The organism is Chelatococcus caeni, from assembly GCF_014196925.1.
Lineage (GTDB): Bacteria > Pseudomonadota > Alphaproteobacteria > Rhizobiales > Beijerinckiaceae > Chelatococcus_A > Chelatococcus_A caeni.
Window position 1 is genome coordinate 199,038 of the sequence record NZ_JACIEN010000007.1, and the last position, 12,210, is coordinate 211,247.

The 12,210-nt window shown below is 68.3% G+C and carries 13 protein-coding genes; 11 read left to right on the top strand and 2 right to left on the bottom strand.

Features of this window, described 5'->3' with window-relative positions; translation table 11 throughout:
* From GGR16_RS22580 to GGR16_RS22615, 8 genes are read left to right on the top strand one after another with little or no spacing between them, the layout of a single operon-like run.
* Complete coding sequence (locus tag GGR16_RS22580) at positions 1 to 507, top strand: (2Fe-2S)-binding protein (protein ID WP_156332853.1); 507 nt, start codon at positions 1 to 3, stop codon at positions 505 to 507.
* Positions 504 to 2,879, top strand: coding sequence for a xanthine dehydrogenase family protein molybdopterin-binding subunit (locus tag GGR16_RS22585; RefSeq protein ID WP_183318310.1), 2,376 nt, complete (start codon positions 504 to 506; stop codon positions 2,877 to 2,879). Before GGR16_RS22580 ends, GGR16_RS22585 begins: the two co-directional genes overlap by 4 nt.
* 38 nt (positions 2,880 to 2,917) lie before the next feature.
* Positions 2,918 to 4,159: an ABC transporter substrate-binding protein gene (locus GGR16_RS22590; protein WP_425486598.1), complete on the top strand. Its 1,242-nt coding sequence runs from the start codon at positions 2,918 to 2,920 to the stop codon at positions 4,157 to 4,159.
* A gap of 34 nt (positions 4,160 to 4,193) precedes the next feature.
* On the top strand, positions 4,194 to 5,066 hold the full coding sequence (locus tag GGR16_RS22595) for a branched-chain amino acid ABC transporter permease (RefSeq protein WP_183318314.1): 873 nt from the start codon (positions 4,194 to 4,196) through the stop codon (positions 5,064 to 5,066).
* Positions 5,067 to 5,076: 10 nt separating this feature from the next.
* Positions 5,077 to 6,057: a branched-chain amino acid ABC transporter permease gene (locus GGR16_RS22600; protein WP_183318316.1), complete on the top strand. Its 981-nt coding sequence runs from the start codon at positions 5,077 to 5,079 to the stop codon at positions 6,055 to 6,057.
* A complete protein-coding gene (locus tag GGR16_RS22605; protein WP_183318319.1) occupies positions 6,054 to 6,809 on the top strand; it encodes an ABC transporter ATP-binding protein in 756 nt (251 codons plus the stop codon). The genes GGR16_RS22600 and GGR16_RS22605 overlap by 4 nt, the downstream gene beginning before the upstream one ends.
* Positions 6,802 to 7,506, top strand: a complete 705-nt coding sequence (locus tag GGR16_RS22610) for an ABC transporter ATP-binding protein (protein WP_183318417.1) — start codon at positions 6,802 to 6,804, stop codon at positions 7,504 to 7,506. The genes GGR16_RS22605 and GGR16_RS22610 overlap by 8 nt, the downstream gene beginning before the upstream one ends.
* A 17-nt stretch (positions 7,507 to 7,523) precedes the next feature.
* Complete coding sequence (locus GGR16_RS22615) at positions 7,524 to 7,964, top strand: SRPBCC family protein (protein ID WP_183318322.1); 441 nt, start codon at positions 7,524 to 7,526, stop codon at positions 7,962 to 7,964.
* Positions 7,965 to 7,985: 21 nt separating this feature from the next.
* Here the strand turns inward: GGR16_RS22615 and GGR16_RS22620 are convergent, their stop codons facing one another.
* The gene (locus GGR16_RS22620; protein WP_246373254.1) at positions 7,986 to 8,813 is read right to left on the bottom strand and encodes an IclR family transcriptional regulator domain-containing protein; all 828 of its coding nucleotides are present in this window, start codon (positions 8,811 to 8,813) and stop codon (positions 7,986 to 7,988) included.
* Entirely contained in the window at positions 8,813 to 9,676 is an 864-nt protein-coding gene (locus GGR16_RS22625; protein WP_019402272.1) for a dioxygenase family protein, read from the bottom strand. The genes GGR16_RS22620 and GGR16_RS22625 overlap by 1 nt, the downstream gene beginning before the upstream one ends.
* Before the next feature lie 132 nt (positions 9,677 to 9,808).
* Here GGR16_RS22625 and GGR16_RS22630 point away from each other — a divergent pair, with 132 nt between their 5' ends.
* The 3 genes from GGR16_RS22630 to GGR16_RS22640 are packed head-to-tail and all read left to right on the top strand — an operon-like array spanning position 9,809 to position 12,205.
* Complete coding sequence (locus tag GGR16_RS22630; protein WP_183318323.1) at positions 9,809 to 10,618, top strand: citryl-CoA lyase; 810 nt, start codon at positions 9,809 to 9,811, stop codon at positions 10,616 to 10,618.
* Between the two features lie 8 nt (positions 10,619 to 10,626).
* Positions 10,627 to 11,772, top strand: coding sequence for a CaiB/BaiF CoA transferase family protein (locus GGR16_RS22635; protein WP_183318324.1), 1,146 nt, complete (start codon positions 10,627 to 10,629; stop codon positions 11,770 to 11,772).
* 28 nt (positions 11,773 to 11,800) lie between these two features.
* Positions 11,801 to 12,205, top strand: coding sequence for a YciI family protein (locus GGR16_RS22640; protein ID WP_183318326.1), 405 nt, complete (start codon positions 11,801 to 11,803; stop codon positions 12,203 to 12,205).
* Positions 12,206 to 12,210 lie beyond the last annotated feature (5 nt).

Consider the following 12,210-nt stretch of genomic DNA (forward strand, 5'->3'; position numbering starts at 1 on the left):
ATGCCTGTTGCCATCACGCTGACGGTGAACGGCGAAACACTCACCCGCCTCGTCGAGCCGCGCGAGACCCTCGCCGATTTCCTGCGCCGCGACCTCGAGCTCACCGGCACCCATACCGGTTGCGAGATGGGCGTCTGCGGCGCCTGCCTCGTCATGCTCGACGGGCTGCCCGCCCATGCCTGCCTGATGTTTGCTGTGCAGGCGGACGGCACGCGGGTCGAGACGGTCGAGGGGCTGACCGGGAGCGCGGCACTCGCCGATCTGCAGCGCGCCTTCCATGAGCGCAACGCGCTGCAGTGCGGCTTCTGCACGCCGGGCATGCTGATCTCGGCCGAGGGTCTGCTCGCACGCAAGGCGATGCCGAGCCGCGAGGAGATCCGCGACGCGCTCTCCGGCAACTACTGCCGCTGCACCGGCTACGAGGCGATCGTCGACGCCATCGAGACGGTGGCCCGCCGTCGCGCCGCCGGCGAGGCCGCCCTCCCCTTCGCGGAGGAGCCGGCATGAACAGGCCCCTCAGCGCCCTCGACCGGCCGAACTCCTACATCGGCCGCTCGGTCTCGCGGCCGAACGCCAAGCGCCTGCTGGCGGGGCGCGGGCGCTACGTCACCGACCTCGTCCTGCCGCGCATGCTGCACGCGGCCTTCCTCCGCAGCCCCTATGCCCATGCGCGGATCGTCGCGATCGACGTTGACGCGGCGCGCGCCATGCCGGGGGTGCGGCTCGTCGCAACCGGGGCCGATCTCGCCAAGCTCTGCAAGCCGTGGACGGGCACCCTCGATCATTTCAAGGGGATGACGTCGGTGCCGCAGCTGCCCCTGCCGCTCGAGGAGGTGCTGTGGGCGGGCCAGGCCGTCGTCGCGGTGGTCGCCGACAGCCGCGCCGAGGCGGAGGATGCGGTCGAGGCCATCGTCATCGAATTCGAGGAGCTGCCGGCAGTCGTCGATATCGATCTGGCACGCGCACCCGGCGCCGACCGCGCCGCCGCCGGCCTCGAGAACAACCTGTGCTTCCACAGCCGGCTCGATACCGGCGGGATCGACACGATCTTCGCGGACGCGGCCCATGTGGTGGAGGAGGAATTCCATTTCGGGCGGCACACCGCCGTGACGCTGGAGCCGCGTGCCATCGTCGCCGACTACGACTGCAGCGAGGGGCGCCTCACGGTTCATCACGCGACGCAGACGCCCTACCAGTTCCAGGACCTCTATTCGCGCCACTACGGCATCCCGGAGGCGCGCGTGCGCGTGATCGCGCCGGATATCGGCGGTTCCTTCGGCATGAAGCTGCACGTCTACCACGAGGACATGGCGGTGGTGGGCCTCAGCATGCTGACCGGCCGCCCCGTCAAGTTCGTCGCCGACCGCGTCGAATCCTTCGTGTCCGACATCCACGCCCGCGATCACCGGGTGCGCGCACGCATGGCGCTCGACGACGCGGGCACCATCCTCGCCATGGACGTCGAGGACGTGACCGCCATCGGCCCCTTCTCGACCTATCCGCGCACCAGCGCCGTCGAGGGCAACCAGGTCATCCGGCTGATCGGCGCGCCCTACCGCATGCGCAATTACCGCGCGGAACTGTCCGTCGTTTTCCAGAACAAGGTGCAGACGAGCCAGTACCGCGCCGTCGGCCACCCGATCGCCTGCGCCGTGACCGAGCGGCTGCTCGATATGGCGGCGGCGAAGGTCGGCCTCGATCCCGCGGCGATCCGCGAGCGCAACCTCATTCCCGACGACGCCTATCCGTGCGAGTCGCCGACGGGCTTCAGGTTCGAGGCCCTGTCGCACCAGCAGTGCCTCGCCCGGCTCAAGACCATGATGGGCTACGAGCGGCTGCGCGACGAGCAAGCGACGCTGCGCGCGCGTGGCATCCACCGCGGCATCGGCATCGCGACCTTCGTTGAGATCTCCAATCCGAGCCCGGCCTTCTACGGCATCGGCGGCGCACGCATCTCGGCCCAGGACGGGGCGATCGTGAAGGTGACCCCCTCGGGCGAGGTGCGCTGCCTCATCTCCGTCACCGAGCAGGGCCAGGGCACCGAGACGATCATCGGCCAGATCGTGGCCGACCAGCTCGGCATCCCCTGCGAGCGGGTTCAGGTCGTGACCGGCGACACCGAGGTGACGCCGCACGGCGGCGCCACCTGGGCCTGCCGCGGCGCCGGCATCGGCGGCGAGACGGCGCTGCAGGCGGCCCGCCGCCTGCGGGCAAACATCCTCGCGCTCGCGGCGACGATCCTGCAGGCGAAGCCGGAGGCCCTGACGCTGCAAGACGGCATCGTCGTCGATGCCGTGACCGGCGCCGAGCGCATCAGCCTCGCCGAGATCGCCCGCATCGCCTATTTCCGCTCCGATACCCTGCCGCCGGACGCGAGCGCCCAGCTCTCCGTCGCCCATCACTACGCGCCGCAGGGCTATCCCTTCGCCTTTACCAACGGCATCCAGGGCTGCCACGTCGAGCTCGACGTCGAGACGGGTTTCGTCAAGATCCTGAAGCACTGGGTGGTCGAGGACTGCGGGCGCATCATCAACCCGCTCCTCGTCGACGAGCAGATGCGCGGCGGTGTCGTCCAGGGGCTCGGCGCCGCCTTCTTCGAAGAGTGCCTCTACAACGACGGCGGCCAGCTCACCAACGGCTCGCTCGCCGATTACCTCGTTCCGATGGCCTGCGAGATGCCCGACATCGAGATCGGCCATGTCGAGACGCCGACGGCCGATACCGTTCTCGGCGCCAAGGGCTGCGGCGAGGCCGGCACCGCCGCGGCCTCCGCCGCCGCCCTCAATGCCGTCAACGACGCGCTGGCGCCCTTCGGCACCTCGATCGCACAGATCCCGATGACACCCGCGCGCCTGCTCAAGGCGCTCGGCCGCATATGAACAACGACAAGAAGACAGAGGATGGAGGAGACGAGATGATGAGCAGCAAGCAGGGGAAATCAGGAGCCTCCCGTCGCGACGTGCTCGCGGGCCTGTCGGCCGGCACGGCGCTCCTCGCCATGCCCTGGGTCGCCCGGGCGCAGGGAGAGACCATCCGCATCGGCTTTCCGACGCCTTTGACCGGGCCCTTCGCCGCCGAGGCCAAGGATCAGGTCAAGAGCGCGGAACTGGCGGTCAAGCTCGTCAACGACAAGGGCGGCATCGCCGGGCGCAAGGTCGAGCTCCTGGTGCGCGACGACAAGCTCAATGCCGGCGAGGCAGCGACGCGGACGCTCGAGCTCATCGAGAAGGACAAGGTCCACGCGGTCGTCGGCGCGCTGTCGAGCGCCGTCCAGCTCGCGGTCAACGAGGTCACACGCGCCCGCGGCGTGATCTACGTCTCCATCAGCCAGTCCGACACCATCAACGAGGTCAAGGACTTCAGCCGTTTCACCTTCCACGAGGCACTCAACCCGCACATGACGACGGCCGCCGTCGCCAAGCACACGTTCAAGCAGGGGACCAAGGTCGCCTATCTCGTCGCCGACTATGCCTATGGCCACGAGATGCTGCGCGGCTTCAAGCGCGCGGAAGCCGCGCTCGGCGCGACCGGCGTGGGCGAGATCCTGCACCCCTTCGGCGCGGCCGATTATTCCACCTTCATGCCGCGCCTGCGCTCCATGCGGCCGGACATCCTGTGCATCTGCAACTTCGGCCGCGACCAGGCCAATGCCATCAAGCAGGCGGTCGATTTCGGCATGAAGCAGCAGATGCAGATCGTGGTGCCGGTGCTGCTGCACAACCAGCGCCTCGCCATCGGCCCCGAGGCCTTCGAGGGCGTCATCGGCGGCGCCAATTACTACTGGGGGCTGGAAGAGGCCATCCCCTCCGCCAAGGCGTTCAACGATGCCTTCCGGGCCGCCAACGGCGGCGCCGTCCCCACCGACTACGGCGCCTATGGCTTCACCGGCGTCTATTCGCTGCTGCTCGCCATGGAGAAGGCCGGCGGCACGGATACGGACAAGGTCATCGCCGCGCTCGAGGAGCTGCAGTACGACATCGCCAAGGGGCCGCAGCATTACCGCAAATGCGACCACCAGTCGGTGCAGTCGGTTCTCGTGCTGGAATCGAAGAAGAAGGCCGACATGGGCAGCGAGGCCGATTTCTTCCGGGTGGTCGCGACCGAGCCGGCTTCGGAATCGATCCTGCGCAGTTGCTCCGAACTGGGCCTGCCGGCCTGATCGCGCACCGGACCCCTCTCACGGAGGCCTTGCGATGGACGCCGAACTCATCGCCATGCAGCTCTTCTCGGGCGTTGCGCTCGGCGCCATTCTGATCATGGTCGCGCTCGGCCTGTCGATCATCTTCGGCATGCTGGGCGTGGTGAACTTCGCCCACGGTGCATTGTTCATGGTCGGTGCCTATGCCGGCCTGTGGGTGGCCTCGCTGACCGGCAGCTTCTGGTGGGGGCTGCTGGTGGCCCCGGTCGCCATCGGGCTCTTCGGGATGGCGATCGAGCGGGTCCTGATCCGCCCGCTCTACCGCCGCTCGGTCGACGATCCGCTGCTGCTGACCTTCGGGCTCGGCTATGTACTCGTCGAGGCGGTGCGCATCGCCTTCGGCAGCGACGGCATCCCCTTCCCGACGCCGCCCGAGCTTGCGGGCGTCGCCGATCTCGGCATCGGCTTCTTCCCGATCTATCGCCTCTTCGTGGTCGGCGTCGTCGCCGCCGTGCTCATCCTCGTCTGGCTGTGCCTAGAAAAGACGCGGTTCGGCCTCATCGTGCGCGCCGGCGCGCGCGATCCGCTGATCATGCGCGTGCTCGGCGTCGACATCGCCGGGGTCTGGCTGCTCGTCTTCGGGCTGGGCGTGGGCCTCACGGCGCTCGGCGGCGTGCTCGCCGCGCCGATGCGCAACGTCAATCCCGAGATGGGCTCGCTCGTGCTGGCGGAGGCCTTCGTCGTCACCGTGATCGGCGGCATGGGCTCGCTCGTCGGGGCGGTGGTCGCCGGGCTGCTCGTCGGCGTCGCCATCAGCATGACCGCGCTCTTCGCACCCGAGATGGCGACCATCGTGATGTTCGCCCTGATGGCGCTCGTGCTGCTGGTGCGTCCGCAAGGCCTGTTCGGCAAGCCGGGCCGCGCCTGAGGAGAACCCGATGACCCTCTCCGCCCAATCCCTCGACGCCGGCCCTCGCCCCCTGAGGGCGCGCCTGGCCGCCCGGCGCGTGCCGCTCTCGATCCTGGCATTGTGCCTACTGCCCTGGATCCTGCCGTCCGAGGCGCTCGCGGTGAACGTGCTGGTCTACGGCCTGGTGGCAGTCGGCTACAATCTGCTGTTTGGCTATACGGGGCTATTGTCCTTCGGCCATGCCGCCTTCTTCGGCACGGGCGCCTATGTCACCGGCATCGCCATCGGCCGGTTCGACGTTCCGTGGTTCGCGGCGCTGGCGCTCGGCGTGGCCGCCGGCGGCGCGCTCGCCTTCGTCATCGGCCTTCTGTCCATCCGCACGCGCGGCATCTATTTCTCGATGGTGACGCTCGCGCTCTCGCAGCTCGTCTACTACATCGCCCTGCAGGCCTCGTCCTGGACCGGCGGCGAGAACGGGCTGCGGGGCTTCACCGTCAGCGAGCTCAATCTCTTCGGCTGGACGGTCGACTTCCTCGACCCCGTCAAGAAGTACTACGTCATCATGGTCTTCGCCGCGGCGGCCCTGTGGTTCGTTTCGCGCATCCTCAACTCGCCCTTTGGCTCGGTGATCGAGGCGATTCGCGAGAACGAGACCCGCGCCCGCGCCTGCGGCTACGACGTCGAGCGGACGAAGCTCATCTCCTTCACGCTGTCGGGGCTGATCTGCGCGCTGGCGGGCACGCTGTTCGCGCTGCATCTCGCCATCGTGCCGCTCGACATTCTGCACTACCACACCTCGGGCATGATCGTGATGATGACGCTGCTCGGCGGCGCCGGCAGCTTCTTCGGCCCCTTCGTCGGGGCCTTCGCCTTCCTGCTCATGGAAGACGTGGTGTCGCTGTGGACCCCGCACTGGCAGATCGTGGTCGGCTCGGTCTTCATCCTCTTCGTGCTGTTCCTGCCCAAGGGCATCTGGGGCACGCTCATGGCCTGGAGGGCTGGCCGATGAGCGCACCCCTGCTTGCCGTCGAGAACATCGGCCGGCGCTTCGGCGGCTTTGTCGCCCTCGAGGGCGTCACCGCCAGCTTCGCGTCCAACAAGGTTACCGCCGTCATCGGCCCGAACGGTGCCGGCAAGAGCACGTTCTTCAACGTGCTCTCCGGCGTCCTGCCGCCCTCGACCGGCACGATGCGCTTCAAAGGCCGGGATCTCGCGGGCACGCCCCAGCACCGCTTCGCGCATCTGGGCATCGCCCGGTCCTACCAGATCACCAACATCTTTCCCGAACTCTCCGTCCACGAGAACGTCCGCGTCGCCGCGCAGGCCTTCCGCTCGCGCTATGACATCTGGCGCGACCGGGCGGCGCTGACCGAGCTCGACGACAAGGCCGCGGCGGCGCTCGCCGCGGTCGGGCTCACCCATCGCGGCAGCGCCACGGCCAAGTTCCTCGCCCATGGCCAGCAGCGGGCGCTGGAGATCGCGATCGCGCTCGTCGCCGACCCGGAACTCCTTCTCCTCGACGAGCCCACGGCCGGCATGGGCCCTGAGGAGACGAAGGAGATGATCGCGCTGATCGAGAAGCTCGCGGCCGAGCGCACCATCCTGCTCGTCGAGCACAAGATGAAGATGATCCTGGGGCTGAGCGATCGCATCCTGGTGCTGCATCACGGCCGGCTCATCGCCGACGGCAACCCGCAGCAGATCCAGTCCGACCCGGAGGTCCGGCGCGTCTATCTGGGGCAGAACGATGGCTATGCTTGAGATCGAGGGGCTGAACGCCTGGTATGGGGCGAGCCATGTGCTGCACGGCATCTCGCTCACCGTCGAGCCCGGCGAGATCGTCGCGCTCGTCGGCCGCAACGGCGCCGGCAAGACCTCGACGATCCGCGCCGTCATGGGGCTGATGCCGAAGGCGACCGGCTCCGTGCGCTTCGCGGACACCGAGCTCCTGCCGCTGCCCGCCCATGCCCGCTTCGGCCTCGGCCTCGCCTACGTGCCGGAGGAGCGGCGCATCGTGCCGGGGCTCACGGTGCGCGAGAACCTGCAGCTCGGGCTCGTCGCGAGCGACGGCACGATCGACGAGCGGCAGGCGATCGACGAGATCGCCAGGAGCTTTCCGCGGCTGAAGGAGCGGCTCGACCAGCAGGGCGTGACCATGTCGGGCGGCGAGCAGCAGATGCTGGCCATCGCGCGCGCCATGATCGCCCGGCCCAGGATGATCCTGCTCGACGAGCCGTCGGAAGGCATCATGCCCATCCTCGTCGAGGAAATGGGCGTGCTGTTCCGCCGCCTGCGCGACGAGGGCACGACGCTGCTGCTCGTCGAGCAGAACGTCGAATGGGCGCTCAAGCTCGCCGACCGCGCCGTCATCATCGACCAGGGCGAGGTTGTCCATCGCAGCAGCGCCGCCGCGCTGCTCGCCGACAAGGCCATCCAGGAACGCTATTGCGCCGTCTGAGCGGCGGGGAGACCACCATGGACATCACCGGCGAACACCGCATCGCGGCGCCGCGCGAGGCTGTCTGGCATGCGCTCTTCGATGTCGAGACGCTGAAGGCCTGCATTCCCGGCTGCAAGGAGCTGGAGCAGACCTCGCCGACCACCTTCGCCGCCAAGGTCCAGCTCAAGATCGGCCCCGTCTCCGCGACCTTCGCCGGCACGGTCGAGCTGCACGACATCGACGCGCCGAACGGCTGCCGCATCGTCGGCCAGGGTAACGGCGGCATCGCGGGCTTCGCCAAGGGCAGCTCCGACATGCGCCTGACCGTCGACGGCGCCGGGACGCTCCTGACCTACGACGCCAAGGCGGAGATCGGCGGCAAGCTCGCGGCGCTCGGCAGCAGGCTCGTCCAGGCGACCTCGCGCAAGCTGGCCGAACAGTTCTTCGGCGCCTTCGCGGGCCGGCTCGCCTCCTGAGATGGCCGGCCGCTCGCCGGATCAGCTGCGCAGCATGGTCGCCAGCACGGGATAGCGGCTGAGCTGGCTCGCGATGTGAGAAGCGGTGGCCCTCAGCTCCGGCAGCCGCTCCGCCACCAGCTGTTCGGGGGTGACGAGGCCGGTGTAGCCTGACGTGTTCAGCGCGGCGATCGTATTGCCTTCGGTGTCCCGCACCGCAACGGCGAGGGCGGTGATGCCGTAGTCGAGCTGGTCCACCGTCGTGGCATAGCCGTTGGCACGCACCTGCATCAGCTCGTCACGCAGGCGCGCCTTGTCGAGGCAGGTCTTGGAGGTGAGCGGCACGGGCTCCAGCCGGTCGAGCCAGTCGGCGAGCTCGTCGTCCGGCTTGGCGGCAACCAGTACCCGGCCCATGGAGGTCGCGAAGGCCGGATAGACGGCGCCGGCGACCGCAGCGGCGCGGCGCGCCCGCTGGCGCGAGTGATGCGCGACATAGATGACGGAATGGCCGTCCAGCGTGGCGACCGACGACGCGTCGCCGAACCGCTCGACGAGCGAGCGCAGGTCCGGCAGCAGGACCTCCTCGATGCGTGCCGAGAAGTAGAAGGAGGAGCCCAGCGCCATGATCTTCGGGCGCAGGTGGAAGCGCTTGCCCTCCTGGCCGACGTAGCCGAGCGCCTTGAGCGTGAGGAGGCTGCGGCGCGCCGCGGCCGGCGACAGGCCGACCCGCTTGGCAACCTCGCTCAGCGTCATGTCCGGGTGGTTCTCGTCGAAGGTTTCGAGAATGGCCAGCCCCTTGGCGAGCGCCTCCACGAATTCGGACGGCCGGTCCTCCCTGGCGTCGGTGTCGGGCGACAATGACATCCCCATCAACCTTCCGGTGCGAGCACGAAATCAAATTCGATGATCGCATCCGGCTTTGCGTCAAGCGTGAAGCCCAGGGCCTCGACCTCCCTCGCCGGCCGGACCTTCGCCACCAGCGACCGGCGCACGCCGAAGACCGCGTCCGCATCGAGATATTCGGTATTCTCGAAGAAGACCTCTGTGGTGATGGCGCGCATGCCGGGCGCACGCACGATGTAGTGCAGATGGGCCGCGCGCCAGGCGTGACGGTTGCCGGCGCGCAGCAGCCTGCCCACCGGGCCGTCATAGGGGACGGTATAGGGCTTCGGCAACACCGTCGTGTAGTAGTAGCGGCCCTGATCGTCGGTGGTGAAGACGCCGCGCAGGTCGTACTTGTCCTGCCCGTGCTCCTGTTCCTGGATGGGATAGGTGCCGGAGGAATCGGCCTGCCACGTGTCGACGATCGCCCCCGGCAGCGGCTTGTGCAGGATGTCCGTCACCTTGCCATATACGAGCACCTTGGCGCCCTGGCGGTCCTTGCCGAGATCGGCGCCGAGCGCCATCCGCGGCGCGTTGTCGAGATAGAAGGGCCCGAGGTTGGAGCCCTCGGTGGCGCCGCCGCGCGTGTTGATCATGTCCACCAGGGCGGAAAAGCCGAGCACGTCGGAGAGCAGGATGAACTCGTGCCGCTCCGGCGTCGAGATACGCCCGCAGTCGTAGAGGAAGTTGAGCACTCCGATCCATTCCTCATGGGTGAGGTTCATCTCGCGCGTATAGTCGTGGAGGTGATCGAGCAGACCGTGCAGCAAGGCCTCGAAACGGCTGCCGGGCTCGGTCCGGAAGGATTCCTTCACCGCCTGCGTGATCGTGAACTGATTGATATCGCGCACGTTTCCCTCCGCTCCAACCGACCGGCCGACGGTCCCAAGACCCTGTGCCGGTCTTTTATCTTGACGGGACGGTAATCGCTCCGCATTATTTCGACAAGCGAAAAACATTTCGTATAGCGAAAAAGAGGCGGCATGCGGATCGGCAAACAGGACAACGCCCTGACGGCGATCGCCACCTCGGATGCGGAAACGATCACCGTCCGCGGCGAGGATCTGTGCGCGGACCTGATCGGAAAGGTCGGTTTCACGGACTATTTCTGGCTGCTGGTGCTGGGCCGGCGTCCGACCCGCGCCCAGGCAAAAATGATGGACGCCTGCCTTGTCGCCATCGCCGAGCACGGGCTGGTGCCCTCGGTGCAGGCGGCACGGATGACGCTCGCCGCCGGGCCCGAGGCCTGGCAGGGCGCGATGGCCGCCGGCCTCCTCGGCATGGGCAGCGTCGTGGCGGGAAGCTCCGAGGCGGCCGGGCGTTTTCTTGCCGCCGTCATCGCCAGGGCGCAGGCCGACGGGACGGAGATCGAGGCTGCGGCGATCGCCAGCCTTGGAGAGTTGAAGGCCCGGCGGGAGAAGGTGCCCGGCCTCGGCCACCCCCAGCACAGCGCCGGCGACCCGCGTGCCGACCGCCTGCTCGCCATTGCCGACGAGCTCGGCGTTTCCGGGCCGTACTGCCAGGCACTCCGCCTTCTCGCCCGGCATGCGCCGGACATCTACGGGCGGCCGCTGCCCGTCAACGTCTCAGGGGCCATCCCGGCGACGATCCTCGATGCCGGCTGGCCCGTCGAGGCGCTGAAAGCCGTGCCGCTCCTGGCGCGCACCGCCGGGCTCTCGGCCCATCTCTATGAGGAATCGCAGCGGCCGATCGGTTTCATCATGTCGCACAAGGCCGACCTCGCCATCGGCTACGACGGCGCCATGCCGCGCCGCGACAGCAAGAAGGGGTGACGGCAGGGATGGTCAAGATCCTCAAGGACGTGCGCGTCGTCGAGCTCGGCACCTATATCACCGGGCCGGCGGCCGGCATGCATCTCGCAGACCTCGGCGCCGATGTCATCAAGGTGGAGCGGCCGGGAACGGGCGATCCCTTCCGAGCCTTCAAGGGCGGGCTCTATTCGCCGCACTTCCAGACCTACAACCGCAACAAGCGGTCGATCGCCCTCGATACGCAGGCGCCCGGCGATCTCGAAGTGCTGCGCGAGCTCGTCGCCACCGCCGACGTGTTCATCCAGAACTTCCGCCCCGGCGTCGCCGAGAAGCTCGGCGTCGGCGAGCAGGACCTGCGCAAGATCAAGCCGTCGCTCATCTATTGCGCGATCTCCGGCTTCGGCACGTCCGGGCCGGCTCGCGACCGGCCGGTCTACGACAGCGTCGCGCAGGCCGCGAGCGGCTATCTGCGCCTGCTCACCCCGCCGGTGAAGCCGCGCGTCATCGGACCGGCGATCGCCGACGCGGTGACCGGCCAATATGCCGCCATGGCCGTCGTCGCCGCCCTGCTGGAACGCACGAAGACCGGCAAGGGCCGGCGCGTCGACATCTCCATGCTGGAGGCCATGGCGCATTTCAACCTCGACAGCTTCACGCATTATTTCTCCGTCGGCGAGGTCATGGGACCGCTGTCACGCCCCGTGGTGTCGCAGTCCTACACATTCGAATGCGCGGACGGGAAATGGATCGCCTTCCATCTCTCGTCGCCGACCAAGTTCTGGGAGGGGCTGCTCAAGGCGACGGGGCAGGAGCAGCTGCAGGAGGATCCGCGCTTCTGCGAGCGGCTCGCCCGCATCCGCCACCAGGACGAGCTGATCGAGCATTTCACCCCCGTCTTCAAGGCGAGGCCGCGCGCAGAGTGGTGCCGCCTGCTGGAGGAGGCCGAAGTGCCCTACGCGCCGGCCTATGATGCCGACGAGGCGCTCGAGGACCCGCAGGCGGTGCACCTGCACATCAAGGTCTCGGCCGAGCACCAGCAGATGGGCACCTTCACCACCGTGCGCGCCCCGTACAACTTCGACGGCACGCCGGAACTCGACGTCCTGCCGCCGCCGATGCTCGACGAGCACGGCCCGGAGATCCGCGCCGAGATCGCCCGCAGAAGGGCCGGCTGACGCGGTGCTGCAACCCGGAGGAAGAGACGTGAGCGATGCAGCCGGCCCGGATTCGGTCCCTGTCGCCGACGTGATGGAGGCCAGCAGGGGGATGCTGCAAAAGCAGCTCTACGCCATCGCCACCACGCCGACGAACGGCCTCGCGACGGTCTTCGCGCATATGGAGGCCCACCTCGCCTTCCAGGTCGAGCTGGAGCGGAAGGGCATCATGTTCGCCGCCGGGCCGATCTGGACCGATGACGAGCAGAGCTGGAGGGGCGAAGGCCTCGTCATCATCCGTGCCGCCTCGCGTCAGGAGGCGGCCGCTATCGCGGCAGAAGACCCGATGCACAAGGCGGGCGCCCGCAGCTTCACGGTCAGGCCCTGGATGGTCAACGAGGGATCGCTGACCGTCCGGCTCGACTTCTCGAAGGGGAAATTCAGCATTTCCTAGTCGCT

Coding starts and splice junctions, on each gene's coding strand:
- GGR16_RS22620 (WP_246373254.1), bottom strand. CDS start 8,813: ATGGGGATGTCATTGTCGCCCGACACCGACGCCAGGGAGGACCGGCCG.
- GGR16_RS22610 (WP_183318417.1), top strand. CDS start 6,802: ATGCTTGAGATCGAGGGGCTGAACGCCTGGTATGGGGCGAGCCATGTG.
- GGR16_RS22635 (WP_183318324.1), top strand. CDS start 10,627: ATGGTCAAGATCCTCAAGGACGTGCGCGTCGTCGAGCTCGGCACCTAT.
- GGR16_RS22580 (WP_156332853.1), top strand. CDS start 1: ATGCCTGTTGCCATCACGCTGACGGTGAACGGCGAAACACTCACCCGC.
- GGR16_RS22600 (WP_183318316.1), top strand. CDS start 5,077: ATGACCCTCTCCGCCCAATCCCTCGACGCCGGCCCTCGCCCCCTGAGG.
- GGR16_RS22585 (WP_183318310.1), top strand. CDS start 504: ATGAACAGGCCCCTCAGCGCCCTCGACCGGCCGAACTCCTACATCGGC.
- GGR16_RS22605 (WP_183318319.1), top strand. CDS start 6,054: ATGAGCGCACCCCTGCTTGCCGTCGAGAACATCGGCCGGCGCTTCGGC.
- GGR16_RS22590 (WP_425486598.1), top strand. CDS start 2,918: ATGAGCAGCAAGCAGGGGAAATCAGGAGCCTCCCGTCGCGACGTGCTC.
- GGR16_RS22595 (WP_183318314.1), top strand. CDS start 4,194: ATGGACGCCGAACTCATCGCCATGCAGCTCTTCTCGGGCGTTGCGCTC.
- GGR16_RS22630 (WP_183318323.1), top strand. CDS start 9,809: ATGCGGATCGGCAAACAGGACAACGCCCTGACGGCGATCGCCACCTCG.
- GGR16_RS22615 (WP_183318322.1), top strand. CDS start 7,524: ATGGACATCACCGGCGAACACCGCATCGCGGCGCCGCGCGAGGCTGTC.